Raw genomic sequence first — 19,049 nt, forward strand, 5'->3', positions numbered from 1 at the left:
TATGGGCTCGGGTGATTGCCGCAGGCTCATGCACGCGTCAATACGGGCCTCCATCGACGCCGATTGATCTGTGGTCGCCGCAGACCACCGCCCCCTTTTCCCGACAGCCGGATGCCCGTGACCATAAAGTTCCCGCGCAGGCCATGCACCAGAAGCAACTCAGACCAAATCTCTCCTCGCTGACCGGCGCAGAGCGCAAGGCGTAGACCAGCGTATTGTTGCCGGCGCCCGCTGCTGCTCGCGCCGCCTTCAGAACGCGGAGCGAGCCATGTCCGATCCAGCAATTGCCACGCCTGCCCCTCATGGCATGGATGTCGCCGATACGGCGCGGCGCCTGAAGGCGATCTTCATCGGCTCGGTCGGCAACCTCGTCGAGTGGTACGATTTCTACGCCTACACCGCCTTCGCGCTCTATTTCGCGCCGAAGTTCTTCCCCTCGCATGATCCCGTGGTGGTGCAGCTCAACGCCGCGACGCTGTTCGCCGCCGGCTTCATCGTGCGGCCGATCGGCGGCTGGCTGTTCGGCCATATCGCCGATCGCTACGGACGGCGGCTGTCGCTGACGGTCTCGGTGCTGATGATGTGCTTCGGCTCGCTGATCATCGCGCTGACGCCGACCTATGAGACGATCGGCTTCGCCGCGCCGGTGCTGCTGGCGCTGGCCCGGATCATCGAGGGCCTGAGCCTCGGCGGCGAATATGGGGCGAGCGCGACTTACCTGACCGAGATCGCCCATCCCGATCATCGCGGCTTCTATTCGAGCTTCCAGTACGTGACGCTGATCGGCGGGCAGCTTACCGCCATCCTGGTGCTGCTGCTCCTGCAGAACGTCTTCCTGACGCATGAGCAGCTGGTCGACTGGGGCTGGCGCATCCCCTTCGTGATCGGCGCGATGCTGGCGGTCACCGCCATGTTCATGCGTCGGCATATGCATGAGACAGAGGCCTTCGCCGAGGCCAAGAAAGCCGGCCCGGCGAAGGAAAGCTCGCTGCGCGGCCTGCTGAAATATCCGCGTGAGGTCGCGATCGTGGTCGGGCTGACCGCCGGCGGCACCGCCGCCTTCTACACCTTCACCACCTATATGCAGACCTTCGTGAAGCAGACCGTCGGCCTTTCCGACATCACCACCACCTATGTGATCGCGGGCTCGCTGATCTTCGCCTCGCTCCTGCAGCCGATCTACGGCCTGATCTCCGACCGGATCGGCCGCAAGCCGTTGCTGATCTTCTTCGGCGTCGCCGGGACGCTGCTGACCGTGCCGATCCTGACGACGCTGGCGCAGACCAAGTCGCCCTTCGTCGCCTTCCTGCTGATCTCCGGCGCCTGGATCTTCGTCGCCGGCTACACCTCGATCAACGCGGTGGTGAAGGCGGAACTGTTCCCGACCTCGATCCGCGCCACCGGCGTCGCCGTGCCCTATGCGCTGACCGTCTCGATCTTCGGCGGCACCGCCCCGGCGATCGCCCTGTTCTTCAAGCAGCAGGGCCACGAGCAGTGGTTCTACTACTACCTCTCAGGCGTGATCTTCATCTCGCTCCTGGTCTATTCGACCATGCGCGACACCAAGCACGAGACGGCGATGGATCGGCACGAGTGATTACAACGCTCCGCCTTCAGGATCGCATCGGCCGCCAATAGCGGCGCAATGCTGCGGCAACGCCGCGTCCCCAGCTTCGCCGGCACAGATATTGACGGCGAGGTCGATGACCGTGACGAGCTGTTTGCCGGTTGCCACATTCCCTCGCGCTACATGGCGCTCGGCGATCCTCGGTCATAGGGCGCCATGCCTCTCCCTGTCGCTGGCGCTGGCAGCCGCCGGTTGCGCCTCCGTCCCGCCGAAGCAGGCCGGCACCCTCTCGACCTATGGGAATCTCGGCGAGGAGAAGGGCAAGCTGTCGAAATCCCGCGCCTATGTCGACGGCCTCGCCCTCGTCGCGGCGAAGACCGCCCGGATCGTACCGACGAGCTTTTCCGCAAGCGCTCGCCAGGCCGTGAAGATGCCGGCGGACCGGGCGCTGGTCACCAATGTACTCGACCGGGCGCTCTGCATCGCGCTGAGCGACAAATACGAGATGGTGCCACCGACACAGCCGGCCGACCTCACCGTCCGGGCCGTGATCACCGACATCGTGCTGACGGACAAGACGATGGCGGGAGTCTCGACTGCCGTGACCCTGGGAAGCGGTTTCGCCTTGCCGGTGAGCATTCCGCGTCTTCCGGTCGGGCTGGGCGGGTTGTCGGTCGAAGCGGAGGCGATCGATCGCAAGGGAGTCCAGCGCGCGGCGATGGTCTGGGGGCGCGGCGCCAACTCGATCCAGAACACGCCGCTGGTATCCGAGGTCGCCGATGCCTATGGCCTGGCCACGAAATTCGGCAGTGAGTTCTCGCGCATCCTGGTGGCGGGCGAGGAGCAGGATGGGATCGACCTCTCCCTGCCCTCCCGCCAGAGCGTCAAGTCCTGGTTCGGCGGCGAGCACAAATATGCGACCTGCGAAGCCTATGGCCGGGCGCCGGGGCTGAAGGGCGTGATCGGCGGCAAGTTCGGTGCGCCGCCCGAATGGACCGACAAGCAGGAGGCGAAGACCGCTCCCTGATCCGCAGGCATTTGCCACCGCAGCCTCCCCGCGCCCCGCATTCCCCCTATTCCCAGCCGGGCGGTGACATTCGTCGTCCGGGACTGCTACGCTGTATCCCTCTCGACATAGCGATCGCAACCAGACGGGTCGGTGTCCGCCCGCACGCAAAGCGATTGCCCGCAGCCAGCGAGGAAAAGCCAATGTCCCACGCCCTTCAATTCTATATCGACGGAGCCTGGGTCGACCCCGCCAGCGGGCTCAAGACGCTCGACGTGATCGATCCCTCGACCGAGGAGGCGTTCGCGCAGATCGCGCTCGGCAGCCAGGCGGATGTCGACCGGGCGGTCGCTGCAGCACGCGCCGCCTTCCCCGCCTTCGCCGCGACCTCGAAGGAAGAGCGCCTGGCGTTGATGCGGCGCCTGCTCGAAGCCTACAAGGCCCGCTACGCCGAAGTCGCTGATACGCTATCGCGCGAGATGGGCGCGCCGAAGGAGCTGGCCCACCGGGCGCAGGCGGGCATGGGCACGGCCCATCTGTCGAAGATGATCGAGACGCTGGAGAATTTCGAGTTCGAGGAGCTGCGCGGCTCGACCCTGATCTCGAAGGAGGCGATCGGCGTCGTCGGCATGATCACGCCGTGGAACTGGCCGATCAACCAGATCATGTGCAAGGTCGCACCCGCGCTCGCCGCCGGCTGCACCATGGTGCTGAAGCCCTCCGAAATCGCGCCGCTCAACGCCATCATCTTCGCCGAGGCGATGCACGAGGCCGGCGTGCCCAAGGGCGTGTTCAACCTCATCAATGGCGATGGGCCCACGGTCGGCGAGGCGATCGCCCGGCATCCCGGCGTCGACATGGTCTCCTTCACCGGCTCGACGCGCGCCGGCATCCTCGTCGCCAAGGCAGCGGCCGACACCGTCAAGCGCGTTCATCAGGAGCTCGGCGGCAAGTCGGCCAACATCCTGCTCGACGATGTCGACCTGAAGCGGGCGGTGAAGCTCGGCGTCGAGAGCGTGATGCGCAACTCCGGCCAGTCCTGCAACGCGCCGACGCGGATGTTCGTGCCGGCTGAGCTGCACGAGGACGCGCTCGCCATCGCCAGGGAGACAGCGGAACCGCTCAAGGTCGGGGCGCCCTCGGCGGAGAGCGTCTTCCTCGGCCCGGTCGTCAGCGAGGTGCAATACGACAAGATCCAGCGCCTGATCGAGAGCGGCATCAAGGAAGGCGCAACGCTCGTCACCGGCGGGCCGGGCCGGCCGGAGGACCTCAACCGCGGCTATTATGTCCGCCCGACGGTGTTCGGCGGTGTGACTGACGAGATGACGATCGCCAGGGAAGAGATCTTCGGTCCGGTGCTCTCGATCCTGCCTTATGACAGCGAAGCGGATGTGATCGCGCGGGCGAACGACACGCCCTACGGCCTCGCCTCCTATATCCAGTCCGGCTCGCTGGAGCGGGCGCGCAAGGTCGCGGCGCAGATGCGCTCGGGCAATGTCTACATCAACTACCCGGCCTGGGACGCCGGCGCGCCCTTCGGCGGCTACAAGCAGTCCGGCAACGGCCGCGAATACGCCGATTTCGGCCTCGAGGAGTTCCTCGAAATCAAGGGCACGGTCGGCTACGCCGCGGCCTGAGCCTGTATGAGAGCACGCGCCGCCGGTCAGACCGGCGGCGCGTTTTTCTTGAGACCTACGCCGCTTCGCCGGCGAGTCGCTTCAGCGCCTTCTCGCGTCCGATCAGCGGCAGCAGCGCCGCCAGCTCGGGGCCATGGTCGAGGCCGGTCAACGCCTGGCGCAGCGGCATGAACAGCGCCTTGCCCTTAGTGCCGGTCGCGGCGGCCACGGCTTGGGTCCAGCTCTTCCAGGTCGTCTGATCGAACGGTTCGGCCGGCAGCAGCGCAGCCGCGGCGGCTGCGAACCCCGTGTCGACGATATCCGTCTCGATCGGCCCCTCGACGATCTTCCACCAGTCCTTGGCAGCCGAGAGCCGGCCGAGATTGCCGCGCACGGCGAGCCAGAACGGCTCGCTGGCGGGAATCCCGAGCTCTCTCAGCCGTTCCTCGACCGCTGAGAAGTCGAGCTGGTGCAGGGTACGGGCCGAGAGCGTCTCCAGCTCATGCTCGTCGAACTTGGCCGGAGCGCGCGAGACATGGGCGAGGTCGACCAGCCCGGCGAGCTCGTCGAGGCTCGACACCGGGCGGACCGCATCCGACGAGCCCGTGAGCACGGCGAGCGCCGCCACCGCCAGCGATTCGATCCCGGATTCGCGCAGGCCTCGCAAAGAGAGATGGCCGAGGCGCTTCGACAGCCCCTCGCCGCTCGCGGTGGTCAGCAGGTTGTGGTGGCCGAAGGCCGGCAGCGTCCCGCCCAATGCCTGCATGATCTGGATCTGCACGGCGGTGTTGGTGACGTGGTCTTCGCCGCGGATGACATGGGTTATCCCGACGTCGAGATCGTCGACGACCGAGGGCAGCGTATAGGGATAGGTGCCGTCCTCGCGCACCAGCACCGGATCGGAGAGCGAGGCGCAATCGACATGGGACGGGCCGCGGACAAGATCGTCCCAGCCGACCTCCTCCCAATCGAGCAGGAAGCGCCAATGGGCTTTACGGCCCTCGGCCTCCAGCCTGGCACGCTCCTCGGCGGTCAGCTTCAGGCCGGCGCGGTCGTAGACGGGGGGCAGACCGCGGGCGAGCTGGCGCTTGCGCTTGCGATCGAGCTCGTCGGCGCTCTCATAACAGGGATAGAGGCGGCCAGCGGCGCGCAGCTTGTCTGCCGCGGCATCATAGAGCGCGATCCGTTCAGACTGCTTGATGCTGGCATCGGGGACGACACCGAGCCAGGCGAGATCCTCTGCGATCGCCTCGGCGAACTCCGGCTTCGAGCGCGCCTGGTCGGTGTCGTCATAGCGCAACAGGAAACGCCCGACATGCCGCTTGGCAAAGAGCCAGTTGAACATCAGCGAGCGGGCATTGCCGATATGCAGATAGCCGGTCGGCGACGGGGCGGTACGGACGAAGGGTGTGGTCATGACCGGCCGCTTGTCGCGCGGGACGAGCCCGAGGGCAAGGGCATCTCACGGCACTGGCGGAAGCAGATCGACAAGCGCCCAGATTGACGCAAGGTTAGAGACGACGGGACGGTCGATATCTGCGCTGGGAGGCGAGGATGAGCATCACGGCTTCAGTCGGGCTTGGCGGCAAGAACACGGTTCCCGACACGCGCCTGGTCCAGGCGATGATCAACCCGCACACGGCGGCGCTCGGCATCGATCTGCTCGATGTCGACGGCGATTGCGGGCCGCTGACCCGAGGCGGGATCAAGCGCTACCAGCAGGTCTTCCTGAAGATGACCAGCCCGGATTCCAAGGTCGACCCGGGTGGCAAGACCTTCCTGCACATGGCCAACAATCCGGCGCCTGCCGGCGTCGTGGTCAGCGCCTCGCGCCTGCCGATCAAGCTCAAGGCCGGCGATTTCCTGCAGGTGCCGGTGGTGATCGATCCGGCCGACGGCACGGTTCAGGACGCCTACACCGCCTTCGAGTACGAGATCTTCGACAAGGGCGCCCGCATGGTCGGGACCGACTATGCCTTCGGCGTGCCCAACGACATCGAGGTCTGGCCGAACGCGCAGGTCCGGATCGGCGTGACGCTGGATGCGGGCCTGCTCGCTCATGAGCAGTTCCATTACGATGTCGGCTTCGTGGTCTGCCGCGCTCTGGCGCACCAGCTCACCATCGCGCGCGCTCCGACGATCGGCGGGCTGATCACGCAGCTCACCAGCCTCGTCGACCTGCACATCAAGCGCCGCGTCAAACTGATCCAGCGCCGCTACGACGTCGACACCCAGCATGGCGCCAATGCCAAGTACCAGCGCATCTGGCTCGACCGGATGACTGCCTGCATCGCCAATCCGGCAGCGAACCAGATCGGCGGGTTCTGGCTGTAGCGGCACTCCGCCGTCATTCCGGGGCAGGCCGCAGGCTTGAGCCCGGAACCCATGAACACGACACTGCTCCAGTCCGTCATGCTCGCCCTTGTGGCGAGCATCCACGTCTTGAACACCGCCTTCGACCAGCAAAGACGTGGATGGCCGGGACAAGCCCGACCATGACGGAAAAGGCGGTGTTCATGGGTTCCGGGCTCGCCGCTGCGCGGCGCCCCGGAATGACGAGCGAGGTTCTCGCTCTAAAAATCGAAGCTCTCGCCACCGGCCTTGCCGACACCCTTGACCAGTGATCGATCCGGCTCATGCGCCGGCTCGCCGGGATCGCGGAAGCGGTTGACGATCGGATAGCGCCGGTCGCGGCCGAAGTTCTTGCGGGTGACCTTGACGCCCGGCGCCGCCTGCCGGCGCTTGTACTCGGCGAGATAGAGCAGCCGCTCGACCTTCTGCACGGTCTCCAGGTCATGGCCGCGGGCGACGATGTCGGAAAGGCGCATCTCGTGCTCGATCAGGCAGGCGAGGATATCGTCGAGCACCTCATAGGCCGGCAGCGAATCCTGATCCTTCTGGTTCTCGCGCAGTTCGGCTGAAGGCGGCTTGACGATGATGTTCTCGGGGATCACCTCGCCATCCGGCCCGAGCGCGCCGGCCGGCTTCCAGCGATTGCGCAGGGCCGAGAGGCGGAAGACCTCGGTCTTGTAGAGGTCCTTGATCGGGTTGTAGCCGCCGTTCATGTCGCCATAGAGCGTGGCGTAGCCGCAGGACATCTCCGACTTGTTGCCGGTCGTCACCACCATCGGCCCGAACTTGTTCGAGATCGACATCAAGAGCGTGCCGCGCACGCGGCTCTGCAGGTTCTCCTCGGTGATGCCGCGATTGGTGCCGGCGAAGAGCTCGGCCAAAGCGTGCTCGAAGCCCTCGACCGGCTCGGCGATCGGCACGATCTCATAGCGCACGCCGAGCGCGTCAGCGCATTTCTTGGCGTCATCGAGGCTCTCCTGCGAGGTGAAGCGATAAGGCATCATCACGCAGCGCACGCGCTCAGCGCCCAGCGCATCGACCGCCATGGCGGCGCAGATGGCGGAGTCGATGCCGCCGGAGAGGCCGAGCACGACGCCCGGGAAGCGATTCTTCTCAACATAGTCGCGCAGGCCGAGCACGCAGGCGGCATAGTCGGCCTCGTCGCCGCTCTCGATGGCGGTGACCTCACCCGGCAGGCAGCGCCAGCCATCGGGCCCACGCTCCCAGTGCGTGATCGTGATCGCCTCACGAAAGGCCGGCAATTGATGGGCGAAGCTGCGGTCGGCATTGAGGACGAAGGAGGCGCCTTCGAAGACGAGCTCGTCCTGGCCGCCGAGCTGGTTGAGATAGACCATGGGCAGGCCGCTCTCGACGACGCGGGCGACGGCGACGTTGAGCCGCTCCTCGATCACGCCGCGGCGGAAGGGCGAGCCGTTCGGCACCAGCAGGATCTCGCCGCCGGTCTCGGCGATGCATTCGACGACCTCCTCGCCCCAGATGTCCTCGCAGATCGGAATGCCGAGGCGGACATGGTTGCGGAAGACGACCGGGCCGGGCAGCGGGCCGGGCTCGAACACACGCTTCTCGTCGAAGACGCCGTAATTGGGCAGGTCGACCTTGAAGCGCACGGACTGGATCAGGCCGCCGTCGAGCAGCGCATAGGCGTTGTAGAGCTTGCCGTCCTCGAGCCAGGGCAGTCCGACGAGCACGGCCGGGCCGCCGTCAGCGGTCTCGCGGGCGAGGTCCTCGCAGGCCTTGCGGCAGGCGTCCTGAAAGGCCGGCTTCAACACCAGGTCCTCCGGCGGATAGGCCGAGAGGAAGAGCTCTGGGAACATCACGAGCTCGGCGCCGCCGGCAGCCGCCTCGCGGCGGGCGGCGCGCACCTTCTCGGCATTGCCGGCGACATCGCCGACGATCGGGTTGAGCTGGGCGAGCGCCAGGCGGAGAGAGGTCGCGGTCATGATCTGGATGTAGCTTGCGGCCCGCGCGCCAGCAACGGTGCCGCGCCCGGCTCGCCCCTGCGTTTTCGCAAGGTCAGATCAGCTCAGCGACGAGCGGAAATCGGCGGAGCAGCGCAGTTCGCGCAAAGGCCGCACGACCTGCGTCGTCTCGTCATAGATCGGATGCGCCTTCCAGGCGGCGAGCGCGGCCTCATCGGCGAACTCGCCGTAGACGACGATATCGGCGGCATCGCCGATCGGATCGATCCTGGCGTTGGCAGCGACCTCGAAGGCGAGCGCATGCGGGATTTCGCCCAGTCGGCTCAGAAGGCGCTGGATCATGCCGACATCCTCGGCGCGCTTGGCCGTGAAGAACACGATATGCCGGATCATCCGCCCTCCTCCGGCCCCGAGCCGGAATCGGCAGGTCCATCGCAAGGCACCCTTTTCAGAGACATGCCCGATCGGCAACCGCATTAACCGCGTATTAGGGTTAACCGCGCATGAATCGTCTCCGGGCCGATGCAACCGCTGCTTCGGCCGCTGCTCGGAGAGACACGCGATGCGTGCTGCATCTATCGCCGCCCTCGCCCCCGTCGTCGCGATGGCCTGCACGCTGGCTCTGCCGCAGGCGGCGCTGGGCGCCGACTATCTCAGGGGCTCGCAGATCGAGCAGCCGGTGGAGGCCCCGCCGATGTTCGGCGGCGGACGCTTCGACTGGTCCGGCTTCTATTTCGGCGGCGGTGCGGGCGTGAGCGAGACCAAGTTCAAGCCGGGCGAAGGCCTGCGTGCTCTCGCCAACTCCGCCTTCCGCAACACCGATCTCGTCGCCGAACGCGACATGGGGTCGTTCATCAACGACCTGCCGGACAAGCGCGACAGCGGCACGCAGTTCTTCGGCATCGCCGGCTACAATTATCTCTTCGACGATGTCGTCCTCGGTCTCGAGGCCGACTACACCCGCTCGGGACACGAATACCGGGTGACCGACTACATCGCCCGGCGCAGCACCATGTCGAGCGGCCGCGTCTATGATTGGGCGATGGCGACCGACCAGGCGGCCAAGCTCAACGACTACGCCACGCTGCGGCTGCGCATGGGCTGGGCCTATGGCCGGATCATGCCTTTCGCCACGATCGGTGCGGCTCTCGGCCGCTTCAACACGACCTCGACGATCGACGCCGATATCCTGATCGTCAACAATGCCGGCCAGGCCAGTGAAACCCGCAACCGCGCCTCTGGCTATCCGCTGCGCGTCGGGAGCCTCCGCAAGAACACCTACGCCTTCGGCCTTTCCGGCGGCGTCGGCGTCGATTGGGCCCTGACCGACAATTTGTTCCTGCGGGCCGAGTACCAGATCGTCCGCTTCGCCGAGGTCGAGGGCACGACGACGACGGTCAACACCGGCCGCATCGCCGCCGCGCTGAAGTTCTGATCAGCGCTCGAAGCGCTGGCCGATCAGCTCGGTCTTGGCCCGGCTGATCATCCACAGCGTCTCGGCGCCGCCGCTGCGATCCCAGGCAATGCCCTGGCCCTCGCCCTCGATCGGATAGGTCGCGACCAGCTCCAGCACCGAGCCCATCTTCGGCAGGCGCAGGGCGTAGACTTCCTTGTGGTCATGGCCGGTGGCGTAGAGCAGCCCGTCCTTGCCCCAGCTACCGCCCGACATGCTCATCGGCTCGGCCCGCTTGATCACCGAAGCCGGGAAGGTCCAGCCCTGGACCGGCTTCCAGGCCTCGTCGAACTTCACCAGCGTCGTCCAGTAGGAATTGCCATAGGGTTGCTGGCTCTGGCCGAAGACGCGGCTGTAGTTGGCGAAGACGCCCCACCAGGCGCCATCGTGCTTGTCGAGCCAGGTCAGCGATCCCAGCAGGATGCCGAAGCTGTGCGAACCGATATGTTCGAGCGTCTGGGCGTCCCAGATCTCGACCGAGCTCGTCATCGGCGAGGCCGGGTAGTTGGAATGGGCGGCGTAGAGCTTGCCGTCGACCACCGCGCCGCTGTCGAGATGGATGATCGGGCCGTCCTCGGCGCCCTTCCATTCCTTGACCAGGGCACCGGTCGTCTTGTCGTGCTTGGCGATGGCCCGATCGGTGATCGCGTAGACATGACCGGCATCGACCGCAGCCGCCTGGCGGGCGGCCGGGGCCTTGAACCGGGAGATCTCGACAAAACGGCCGCTCGGGGCCGTCGGCTTCTTGGCAGCTTCCTGCGCCACCACCGGAGCTGCGACCAGACAGGCGGCCAGCGCCGCCGCAACCTTGAGCTTCATCGCCCTCTCCCCACGCCTCGTCGGCTTCAGCCGCTCTCGGCATCGACCATGGGAGGCGGGGGCTGGGCGGTCAAGGTGACGGGCCGATGAAGCCGGCCCGTCACCCTATCGTTCACTCGGCCGCTTCGACCTCAGGCCGGGTGCGGCCGGAGCGCTCGCGCTTGACCAGTTCGGCGACGAGGAAGGCCAGCTCCAGCGCCTGCTCGGCATTGAGGCGCGGATCGCAGACCGTGTGGTAGCGGTCGTTGAGATCGGCGTCCGTCATGCCGCGGGCGCCGCCGGTGCACTCGGTGACGTTCTTGCCGGTCATCTCGAGATGCAGGCCGCCGGCATGCGTGCCTTCGGCCTGATGGACGGCGAAGAAGTTCTTCACCTCGGTCAGGATCAGGTCGAACGGCCGGGTCTTGTAGCCACTCGCCGCCTTGACCGTGTTACCGTGCATCGGGTCGCAGGACCAGACAACGTTGCGCCCTTCCCGCTTGGTGGCGCGCACCAGAGCCGGCAGGTGGTCGAAGACCTTGTCGGCGCCGAAGCGTCCGATCAGGACGAGGCGACCGGCCTGGTTCTGCGGATCGAGCGCGTCGATCAGCTTGAGCAGCTCGTCCGGCTTCAGGGACGGGCCGCATTTCAGGCCGATCGGGTTCTTGATGCCGCGGAAGTACTCGACATGGGCGTGGTCGAGCTGACGGGTGCGGTCGCCGATCCAGACCATGTGACCGGAGGTGGCGTACCAGTCGCCGGTCGTCGAGTCGGTGCGCGTCATCGCCTGCTCGTAGCCGAGCAGCAGCGCCTCGTGGCTGGTGTAGAAATCCGTCGTACGCATCTCGGGATGCGTCTCGGGATCGACGCCGATGGCGCGCATGAAGTCGAGCGACTCGGTGATACGGTCGCCCAGCTCCTGGTAGCGATGCGATTGCGGGCTATCCTTGACGAAGCCGAGCATCCAGCGATGCGCGTTGTCGAGATTGGCATAGCCGCCGGTGGCGAAGGCGCGGATCAGGTTGAGCGTCGCCGCCGACTGCCGGTAAGCCTCGAGCTGCCGGCGCGGGTCGGGAATCCGCGACTCTGCCGTGAACTCGTTGTCGTTGATGATGTCGCCCTTGTAGCTCGGCAGCTCGACATCGCCGATCTTCTCGTTCGGCGCCGAGCGCGGCTTGGCGAACTGGCCGGCGATACGGCCGACCTTCACCACCGGCGAGCCGCCGGCGAAGGTCAGCACCACCGCCATCTGCAGGAACAGCCGGAAGAAGTCGCGGATATTGTCGGCCGAGTGCTCGGCGAAGCTCTCCGCGCAATCGCCACCCTGAAGCAGGAAGGCCTCGCCGGCCGCGACCTTGCTCAACGCCCGTTTGAGCTTGCGCGCCTCGCCTGCAAAAACCAGCGGCGGAAAGCCGGCGAGCTGCTGCTCAACCGCCTTCAAGGCTGCCTGATCCGGATATTCCGGCATCTGCTGGACGGGCTTTGCCCTCCAGCTCTCGGGCGTCCACCGCTCGGACATGGGTCTTGCTCCTGATTTCACGCATCGCGCCTGCGTTAACCTCATCTTGGCGCGAAGGGGGCCTATACACCTGCAGATGGCCGCTGGCCACCGTTACGGCAAGACTGATGTGGCTCGGTTCGGGCCACCGAGCGAAAAACGAGAGTCCGATCAAAGTGATCGCGCCGTCGGCTACGATCCGGACTCAGCAGCTTGCCATCACGATTCAACACGCTGGCCTATCGATTCAACCGGCTGATATTTTGAATCATGCGAAAAAGCGGCATGTGAAGCCCTTCCCTGCATTCGTTTCAGGAACTACCTGATGGCTGGACCTATTGCTACGGCGCCCGATTTCCGGCCCGGCGCCGGATTGCGGCCAATCATCAATGTCTCGGGCACGATGACGGCGCTCGGTGCGGCGAGCGTGGAGCCGGATGCCATCGCTGCGATGACGGCCATCCTCCCGCATTTCGTCGAGATCGACGACTTGCAACGGCAGGCCAGCCGCGTGATCGCAAGGCTGACCGGCGGAGAGGCCGGCTTCGTTACTGCTTCTTGCGCTGCAGGAATGACATTGGCGGTCGCTGGCGCGATGACGGGACCGGATATCGCGACGATCGAGCGCCTCCCCGATACGGCAGGCCTGAAGAACGAAGTCGCACTGATGACGGGCCATGCCGTCAACTACGGCGCGCCCGTCGAGCAAGCCATACGTCTCGCCGGAGCAGTGCCGGTCCTGATCGGTCAAGCCACATCGGCCGAGCGCTACCAGCTGGAAGCCATGCTGGGTCAGCGGACAGCGGCAGCGCTCTACGTCGTCTCGCATCATACAGTTCAGTATGGGCTGATATCGCTCCGGACTTTCTGCGAGACCTGCCATGCCGCCGATGTACCAGTCATCGTCGATGCGGCGTCCGAATACGACTTGCGCGGTTTCCTGGCCGAAGGCGCCGATCTCGCGATCTACTCAGCGCACAAATTCCTCGGCGGACCGACGGGCGGCCTCGTTGCCGGGCGCAAGGATCTGGTCCGCGCCGCCTTCCTGCAGAACCGAGGCATCGGGCGCGGCATGAAGGCCGGCAAGGAAAGCATCCACGGCGCGATCGCCGCGCTCGAAGCATGGGAGAGGCGCGACCATGCCAGCATTCGCGCCCGCGAGCGGGGCCATCTCGCCCTCTGGCAACAGGCGTTGCAAGGCCGCCCCGGCGTGACCGCGACGATCGAGCCCGACCCGACAGGAAACCCCGTCGACCGCCTGCGCATCGCGCTCCGCCCCGACGAGGCCCATATCACGGCCTGGGATCTCGCCGACGCGTTGGCGCGTGGCGAAAGGCCGGTGATCGTGAGGGATGACGAGGTCGACTTCGGATATGTCGAGCTGGATCCGTGCAATCTCCATCCCGGCGAGGAGGCCATCGTCGCACAGCGACTAGGGGAGGAGCTCGATACGGCTCTCCGCTCGAACGCAATCATCGCGACACCGCTCGAGCAGCGCCGCAGCCGCCGCATCGAAGCGCTGAGGCGCTGGCCGGATTAAACCTTTGCCGGTGAAGGGAGCGGACCCCCGCGCCGCGCGCATCGCATCGGCTCCTCGGCGAAGTTCGAGTATTGATGCACTGCCTGCATCAATCTCCCCGGCATTTGCATTTCACACCTGCCCGCAAAGGCCATTGTCTCCCTCGCGCGGCGCGGCCGAAGATGGCCACGCAACCAACAACGCCGGTCGCGGCGACGGGAGGAACCATGAGACGTCACATTCTGGCGGCCGCTTTCGGCCTGGCCTGCGGCCTCGGGGCGGCGCAGGCCCAGCCGGCGCAGGAGCCGATCACCCTGCGCGGCATGGGCTCCTTCCATGTCGGCGGCAAGCTGGTCGAGATCTCGGGCCGGCCGGTGAAGGATGTGGTGTTCACGCCGGGCGGCACGCCCGCCCGCGTCGACCCGAACGGCACCTACCAGACCGGGCAGATGTATGTGCAGTATTTCCTGCCGCAGAACGAGCGCGGCTCCGTCCCGCTTCTGCTCTGGCATGGCGGCGGCATGACCGGCGTCAACTACGAGTCGACACCGGACGGCCGCCAGGGCTGGCTCGAATTCTTCCTGCGCAAGGGCTGGTCGGTCTACAATTCCGACGCGGTCGAGCGCGGGCGCTCGAGCTGGGCGATGTATCCCGACGTCATCCCCGGCGAGCCGCTGTTCCTGACCACGGCGAACCCGTTCGAGCGCTTCCGCATCGGCGCCGGCGGCGGCTATGACGCCGACCCGGCCAAGCGCAAATACCTGCCGGGCAGCCAGTTCCCGGCCGAGGGCTACGACAATTTCGTCAAGCAGATCGTGCCGCGCTGGACCTCGACCGACCAGATGATCATCGACGCCTATATCGCCGAGGTCGACAAGGTCTGCCCCTGCGTGATCTCGTTCCACAGCCAGTCCGGCCAGTTCGGCTTCAAGGTGGCGCAGGCGCGACCCGACAAGGTCAAGGCGCTGATCGCGGTCGAGCCCGCCGGCATCGGCGATCCGGTCAAGGCGGCGGCACTGAAGGACATCCCGGTGCTGATGGTGTTCGGCGACTATATCGAGCAGGACGCGCGCTGGCCGACCATCCGCAAGACCGCGACCGATTTCGGCGACAAGATCACCGCGGCCGGCGGCTCTGTCGATGTGGTCAACCTGCCCGCCGTCGGCATCACCGGCAATTCGCACATGCTCATGATGGACAAGAATAATCTGGCTGTCGCTCAGCTGATCCAGGACTGGCTGGCGAAGAAGGGGCTGACGAAATAGGCGCGGGCTCGCGCGCCTGCTCCAGCAGCCAGTCGCGGAACAGGCTGATCTTGCGCGCGGTCCGGCGCCTTGCCGGGTAGGTCAGCCAGTAGTCGTTGCCGCCGGGAAGCATCAGGTCGAAGGGCTGGACCAACAGCCCTTCGCAGAGCTCGCGCAGGAAGAAGATCGGCGAGCACATGGCCGCGCCGTTGCTGGCCAGCGCGGCCGTGACTTCGAGCTGCTGCACGGCGAGGTCGAAGCCTGCCTCCACCGGCGTCGCCTCGGAATTGACCCCCGCGGCGGCGAACCAGCGATCCCAGGCCTCGGTCTTGCCGATGCGCTTCACGTGCAAGAGGTCCGAGGGTTGCGGCGGCCGGCCAAGATCGCGGAACAGGTTCGGCCCGCATAGCGGCGTGAACTCGCTCTTCATCAGCCAGTGCGCCTCGAGCCCCGGCCACTGGCCGCCACCTCGGTGGATGGCGACATCGCAATCGTCGCGCTGCGGATCGTGCGGGCCGACCTGCGTGACCATTCGCACCGCCAGCCCCGGATTGGCGCATTGGAACAGACCGAGGCGCGGCACCAGCCAATTCGAGGCGATGGTCGGCAGCGCCTGGATCGAGAGCACGCCTTCGGCCGTCTCGGTTACGGCGGCGAAGGCCGCGCGTAGGCCGTCAAAGGAATCCATCACCGACGACGCAAGGCGCTCGCCCGCCTCGGTCAGGGCGACGCGTCGCGCCTGGCGCTGGAACAGCGGCAGACCGAGCCGCTCCTCCAGCAGCTTGACCTGATAGCTCACCGCAGCCTGCGTCATGCCGAGTTCGGCCGCGGCGCGGGTGAAGTTGCCATGGCGCGCCGCCGCCTCGAAGGCGCGGACCGCGCTGAGCGGCGGCAGGCCGGTCGCCAGATCATTCATCAGCTGACCTTATGTATGGGGCGTCAAATCCAGTTTGTCCGCGAAGCCGATCGAGAGCATCCCTTGGCGCAATCGACACTGACCCCGGGAGCCGCATCATGTCGGCCGAAGTTAGCAGAAATAATGGATATGTCAGCCTTATACCAGCGCTGCGCGCCGTTCTCGCCCGCATTCGTCAGTTCCGGCGCAATCGCCTGGTCGCACTCGACAACCGCCTCGACCAGGAGGGCCTGAGCCCCCATATGGCGCGCGACGTCGGGCTCCGTGACGCAAGCCTGACTTATGACAGCCGCCGCGCCGACCGCGGCAGCTGATGCCAGTTAGAGCGCGCTCTTGCGCGGCGTGCGCATGGTGACGAGCTCTTCGGCCGCGCTCGGATGCAAGGCGACGGTGCGGTCGAAATCGGCCTTGGTCGCACCCATGGTGACGGCGATGGCGACCGACTGGACGATCTCGCCGGCATCGTGACCGAGGACGTGGACGCCGATCACCCGATCGGTCTGCGCGTCGACAACGAGCTTCATGTAGATGCGCTCGTCGCGGCCGGAGATCGTCGCCTTCATCGGCCGGAAGCCGGTCTCGAAGATGCGCAGTTCGCGGCCCGTCGCAAGGGCCTGCTGTTCGGTGAGGCCGACGCTGCCGAGTTCCGGTGTGGTGAACACGGCGGAGGCGACGAGCGCGTGATCGACCGTCCACGGCTTGCCGCCGAAGGTTGAGTCGGCGAAGGCGTGGCCTTCGCGGATCGCGACCGGGGTCAGGTTGACGCGATCGGTGACGTCGCCGACCGCGGCGATCGACGGGACATTGGAGAGCGAGGCGGCGTCGACCAGAACCTGGCCGGCCGGGCCGAGCTTGACGCCGGCGGCTTCGAGGCCGAGCCCGGCCGTGTTCGGGCGGCGGCCGGTCGCGACCAGCACGACATCGGCGTCGATCGGCGCACCATGGGCACAATGAGCCCGGCGCGTGCCGTCCGGCAGCAGTTCGATGCGATTGACCGTACAGCCGAGGCGCAAGCTGATCCCGGCATGGCCGAGCGCATCGCGCAGGCGGGTGCGCAGATCCTCGTCGAAGCCGCGCAGGACATTGTCGCCGCGATGCAGCAGCGTGACGGCGACGCCGAGCCGGGCGAAGACGCTGGCGAATTCGAGCGCGATATAGCCGCCGCCGATGACGAGCATGCGCCTGGGCAGGCTCGGCAGATGGAAGACCTCGTTCGAGGAGATGCCGAGCTCGCCGCCGGGGATCGGCGGATCGAAGGCGGGATGGCCGCCGGTTGCGACCAGGATATGGCGGGCCCGGATCGTCTGCCCGCTCTTTAGCAGCTTGACCTCGTGCGGCCCGGTGACGACGGCCCGCTCCTCGCGGATTTCGACGCCGGCGCCGTCGAGGCCCTTGCGATAGAGGCCGGAGAGCCGCGTCACCTCCCTGGCGACGGCATCGCGCAGGGTCGGCCAGTCGAATTCCGGCTTGCCGACGCTCCAGCCGAAGCCGGCGGCATCCTCGAACTCGTCGGCGAAGCGGCTGGCATAGACGAAGAGCTTCTTGGGCACGCAGCCGCGGATGACGCAGGTGCCGCCGATGCGGTCCTCCTCGGCGATCATCACGCGGGCGCCATGGCCTGCGGCGATGCGGGCGGCGCGCGTGCCACCCGACCCCGCTCCGATGACGAAGAGATCGACGTCGAACTCAGCCATGGCTTTCTCCCTGCCGCGAGGCGGCATTTATTCCAAACCAGAGAATGGCGGCGCCGAGCGCGGCGATCCACCAGCCTTGCCAGGCGCCATGCCCGACCGTGGCAATCGAGAAGGCGGCCGCAAACAAAGCGAGGCGCGGCGCCAGCTCAGCCGGCGGCAGGCGCCGCAGTCGCGCAAGCAGCAGCAGCCCGGCAAGCGTCAGTAGGCCGGCGCCGATCACGCCGGTCTCGGCCCAGGCCTGCAGCGGCATGTCGTGGGGATGCCCGACCCCCAGCAGCTCCCGCTCCGCAGCGGGAACCTCAGCCGCGACGGGGTGGTCACGCATGATAGCGGACGTGCCGAAGCCGGCGCCGGCAACCGGCCGGACCCGCACCACCTCGCCAAAGCTCTGCCAGATATCGATGCGCGCCTGCCCGGTCATGCTGTTGAAGCGATCGAGAATGATGGAGGGCAACCAGCGCTGCGCCGTCACGCCCAGCACGGGGGCGAGCGCCATGGTGGCGACGAAGGCGAGCGCCGCCGCCGTCAGTGCAAGGCGCGGGGCGAGCGCGGCGCAAGCCCAGCACAGCACCAGGATCGCGAGGCCGAGCCGTACCGAGGCGCTCTCCGAGCGGACGGCGAAGACCGCGACCACGAGCATGAGCAGCACGGCCAGCAGCCGGTCAGCCCAATGAGCGCCCGGTCGCGACCAGAGCGCGTAGACCGTCGGCACCGCGAGGAGGAAGCAGGTGATCGCCGGACGATTGAAGACGAAGGCCATCATCTTGCCGGTGCCCAGCGCGGCACGCTGGGAGAGGCCGGAGGCGAGCTCGATCATCGAGAGGATGGCCGCAGCGAGAATCATCAGGGCGAGCGCGCGCAGGAGCAGCGGCGTCGGCCGCCATTGCCCGGAGGCCGCGATCGCCAGCGCGAACACGATCGGCAAGACCAATTCCGCCCAGGCCTGCAGGGAGACGGAGGCCTTGTTGCTCCAGCCGATCGAGACCAGCGCCCAGGCGAGGAATGCGGCGATCGCCAGAGCCAGGGGCGCCGTCAGCAGGCGGCGCAGGCGGGCGATACTCGCCGCCGCCGGCTCGGCCAGCAGCCCCGCCCCCAGGAAAGCGGCGGCGGCAAGGCCCAGCATGAGCGGGGCCGAGCGGTTCGCCAACCACATGGCGAGCGGCAGCAAGACCAAGCAGACCGCACCGGCGATGCGAAGGGCCCGAACCGCCGCGGGCTCGCTTGCTCGCGCGGACGGAGCAGCAGGCAGCGCATTCGAGGCAGTCGAACTGGCTGGCGGAGAGTTTTGACTCATGCGCTGCGGCTTACGCGATGCGGGAAGTGTCGCCTAGAGCCGGATCCGATCAGGTTGAATCAACCTGATCGGTAAAACGGTCTCTAGAGGCTGAAGGAGGCAGCCGGACATAACTTGGACGAGATCGTCCTCACCCGGCCCAAGCCGCTCCA

16 protein-coding genes are annotated in these 19,049 nt (G+C 66.8%); 8 read left to right on the top strand and 8 right to left on the bottom strand.

Features of this window, described 5'->3' with window-relative positions; genetic code table 11:
- The first annotated feature begins 268 nt into the window (after window positions 1-268).
- The 3 genes from AC1DS0_RS16065 to AC1DS0_RS16075 all read left to right on the top strand — a co-directional run bounded on the left by AC1DS0_RS16065 (window position 269) and on the right by AC1DS0_RS16075 (window position 4,210).
- Window positions 269-1,597 (top strand): MFS transporter, encoded by a 1,329-nt coding sequence (locus AC1DS0_RS16065; protein ID WP_476815302.1) that lies wholly within the window; start codon window positions 269-271, stop codon window positions 1,595-1,597.
- Window positions 1,598-1,703: 106 nt separating this feature from the next.
- Window positions 1,704-2,594, top strand: a complete 891-nt coding sequence (locus AC1DS0_RS16070) for a DUF3313 domain-containing protein (RefSeq protein ID WP_476815303.1) — start codon at window positions 1,704-1,706, stop codon at window positions 2,592-2,594.
- 182 nt (window positions 2,595-2,776) lie between these two features.
- Window positions 2,777-4,210 (top strand): aldehyde dehydrogenase family protein, encoded by a 1,434-nt coding sequence (locus tag AC1DS0_RS16075; RefSeq protein WP_476815304.1) that lies wholly within the window; start codon window positions 2,777-2,779, stop codon window positions 4,208-4,210.
- 55 nt (window positions 4,211-4,265) lie between these two features.
- On the opposite strand, the gene gltX is transcribed toward AC1DS0_RS16075, so the two are convergent.
- Window positions 4,266-5,606 carry a glutamate--tRNA ligase gene (gene gltX / locus AC1DS0_RS16080; protein ID WP_476815305.1) on the bottom strand — a complete coding sequence of 447 codons (1,341 nt, stop codon included), beginning with the start codon at window positions 5,604-5,606 and terminating at the stop codon, window positions 4,266-4,268.
- A 137-nt stretch (window positions 5,607-5,743) separates the two neighbouring features.
- Here gltX and AC1DS0_RS16085 point away from each other — a divergent pair, with 137 nt between their 5' ends.
- On the top strand, window positions 5,744-6,523 hold the full coding sequence (locus tag AC1DS0_RS16085) for a hypothetical protein (RefSeq protein ID WP_152017429.1): 780 nt from the start codon (window positions 5,744-5,746) through the stop codon (window positions 6,521-6,523).
- A 239-nt stretch (window positions 6,524-6,762) separates the two neighbouring features.
- On the opposite strand, the gene AC1DS0_RS16090 is transcribed toward AC1DS0_RS16085, so the two are convergent.
- Both AC1DS0_RS16090 and AC1DS0_RS16095 read right to left on the bottom strand, forming a co-directional pair.
- Window positions 6,763-8,502: an NAD+ synthase gene (locus AC1DS0_RS16090; RefSeq protein WP_476815306.1), complete on the bottom strand. Its 1,740-nt coding sequence runs from the start codon at window positions 8,500-8,502 to the stop codon at window positions 6,763-6,765.
- Between the two features lie 78 nt (window positions 8,503-8,580).
- Entirely contained in the window at window positions 8,581-8,874 is a 294-nt protein-coding gene (locus AC1DS0_RS16095; RefSeq protein WP_476815307.1) for a Dabb family protein, read from the bottom strand.
- Between the two features lie 169 nt (window positions 8,875-9,043).
- Here AC1DS0_RS16095 and AC1DS0_RS16100 point away from each other — a divergent pair, with 169 nt between their 5' ends.
- On the top strand, window positions 9,044-9,916 hold the full coding sequence (locus tag AC1DS0_RS16100) for an outer membrane protein (RefSeq protein WP_476815308.1): 873 nt from the start codon (window positions 9,044-9,046) through the stop codon (window positions 9,914-9,916).
- Here the strand turns inward: AC1DS0_RS16100 and AC1DS0_RS16105 are convergent, their stop codons facing one another.
- Together AC1DS0_RS16105 and AC1DS0_RS16110 are read right to left on the bottom strand one after the other, a co-directional pair.
- On the bottom strand, window positions 9,917-10,753 hold the full coding sequence (locus tag AC1DS0_RS16105) for a cycloisomerase (protein ID WP_476815309.1): 837 nt from the start codon (window positions 10,751-10,753) through the stop codon (window positions 9,917-9,919).
- Window positions 10,754-10,865: 112 nt separating this feature from the next.
- Window positions 10,866-12,251, bottom strand: a complete 1,386-nt coding sequence (locus AC1DS0_RS16110) for a class II 3-deoxy-7-phosphoheptulonate synthase (protein ID WP_152017425.1) — start codon at window positions 12,249-12,251, stop codon at window positions 10,866-10,868.
- Window positions 12,252-12,555: 304 nt separating this feature from the next.
- Between AC1DS0_RS16110 and AC1DS0_RS16115 the strand changes: the two genes are divergently transcribed.
- Window positions 12,556-13,770, top strand: coding sequence for a PLP-dependent aminotransferase family protein (locus AC1DS0_RS16115; RefSeq protein ID WP_476815310.1), 1,215 nt, complete (start codon window positions 12,556-12,558; stop codon window positions 13,768-13,770).
- Between the two features lie 206 nt (window positions 13,771-13,976).
- Complete coding sequence (locus AC1DS0_RS16120) at window positions 13,977-15,014, top strand: alpha/beta hydrolase (RefSeq protein ID WP_476815311.1); 1,038 nt, start codon at window positions 13,977-13,979, stop codon at window positions 15,012-15,014.
- Here AC1DS0_RS16120 and AC1DS0_RS16125 read toward each other — a convergent pair.
- Entirely contained in the window at window positions 14,938-15,909 is a 972-nt protein-coding gene (locus tag AC1DS0_RS16125) for a LysR family transcriptional regulator (protein ID WP_476815312.1), read from the bottom strand. The genes AC1DS0_RS16120 and AC1DS0_RS16125 overlap by 77 nt on opposite strands.
- A gap of 98 nt (window positions 15,910-16,007) precedes the next feature.
- Between AC1DS0_RS16125 and AC1DS0_RS16130 the strand changes: the two genes are divergently transcribed.
- The gene (locus AC1DS0_RS16130) at window positions 16,008-16,223 is read left to right on the top strand and encodes a hypothetical protein (RefSeq protein ID WP_476815313.1); all 216 of its coding nucleotides are present in this window, start codon (window positions 16,008-16,010) and stop codon (window positions 16,221-16,223) included.
- Window positions 16,224-16,229: 6 nt separating this feature from the next.
- Here AC1DS0_RS16130 and gor read toward each other — a convergent pair whose 3' ends face one another.
- Together gor and AC1DS0_RS16140 are read right to left on the bottom strand one after the other, a co-directional pair.
- On the bottom strand, window positions 16,230-17,603 hold the full coding sequence (gene gor / locus AC1DS0_RS16135) for a glutathione-disulfide reductase (RefSeq protein ID WP_476815314.1): 1,374 nt from the start codon (window positions 17,601-17,603) through the stop codon (window positions 16,230-16,232).
- Window positions 17,596-18,777 carry an O-antigen ligase family protein gene (locus AC1DS0_RS16140; RefSeq protein WP_476815315.1) on the bottom strand — a complete coding sequence of 394 codons (1,182 nt, stop codon included), beginning with the start codon at window positions 18,775-18,777 and terminating at the stop codon, window positions 17,596-17,598. Before AC1DS0_RS16140 ends, gor begins: the two co-directional genes overlap by 8 nt.
- Window positions 18,778-19,049: the final 272 nt, after the last annotated feature.

The organism is Allobosea sp. P4_H5 (assembly GCF_056400825.1).

What these genes read in the sequence shown, in the direction of transcription:
- gor (WP_476815314.1), bottom strand. Translation starts at nt 17,603, where the DNA reads ATGGCTGAGTTCGACGTCGATCTCTTCGTCATCGGAGCGGGGTCGGGT.
- AC1DS0_RS16075 (WP_476815304.1), top strand. Translation starts at nt 2,777, where the DNA reads ATGTCCCACGCCCTTCAATTCTATATCGACGGAGCCTGGGTCGACCCC.
- AC1DS0_RS16100 (WP_476815308.1), top strand. Translation starts at nt 9,044, where the DNA reads ATGCGTGCTGCATCTATCGCCGCCCTCGCCCCCGTCGTCGCGATGGCC.
- AC1DS0_RS16065 (WP_476815302.1), top strand. Translation starts at nt 269, where the DNA reads ATGTCCGATCCAGCAATTGCCACGCCTGCCCCTCATGGCATGGATGTC.
- AC1DS0_RS16125 (WP_476815312.1), bottom strand. Translation starts at nt 15,909, where the DNA reads ATGAATGATCTGGCGACCGGCCTGCCGCCGCTCAGCGCGGTCCGCGCC.
- AC1DS0_RS16120 (WP_476815311.1), top strand. Translation starts at nt 13,977, where the DNA reads ATGAGACGTCACATTCTGGCGGCCGCTTTCGGCCTGGCCTGCGGCCTC.
- AC1DS0_RS16070 (WP_476815303.1), top strand. Translation starts at nt 1,704, where the DNA reads ATGACCGTGACGAGCTGTTTGCCGGTTGCCACATTCCCTCGCGCTACA.
- AC1DS0_RS16090 (WP_476815306.1), bottom strand. Translation starts at nt 8,502, where the DNA reads ATGACCGCGACCTCTCTCCGCCTGGCGCTCGCCCAGCTCAACCCGATC.
- AC1DS0_RS16095 (WP_476815307.1), bottom strand. Translation starts at nt 8,874, where the DNA reads ATGATCCGGCATATCGTGTTCTTCACGGCCAAGCGCGCCGAGGATGTC.
- AC1DS0_RS16110 (WP_152017425.1), bottom strand. Translation starts at nt 12,251, where the DNA reads ATGTCCGAGCGGTGGACGCCCGAGAGCTGGAGGGCAAAGCCCGTCCAG.
- gltX (WP_476815305.1), bottom strand. Translation starts at nt 5,606, where the DNA reads ATGACCACACCCTTCGTCCGTACCGCCCCGTCGCCGACCGGCTATCTG.
- AC1DS0_RS16105 (WP_476815309.1), bottom strand. Translation starts at nt 10,753, where the DNA reads ATGAAGCTCAAGGTTGCGGCGGCGCTGGCCGCCTGTCTGGTCGCAGCT.
- AC1DS0_RS16130 (WP_476815313.1), top strand. Translation starts at nt 16,008, where the DNA reads ATGTCGGCCGAAGTTAGCAGAAATAATGGATATGTCAGCCTTATACCA.
- AC1DS0_RS16085 (WP_152017429.1), top strand. Translation starts at nt 5,744, where the DNA reads ATGAGCATCACGGCTTCAGTCGGGCTTGGCGGCAAGAACACGGTTCCC.
- AC1DS0_RS16115 (WP_476815310.1), top strand. Translation starts at nt 12,556, where the DNA reads ATGGCTGGACCTATTGCTACGGCGCCCGATTTCCGGCCCGGCGCCGGA.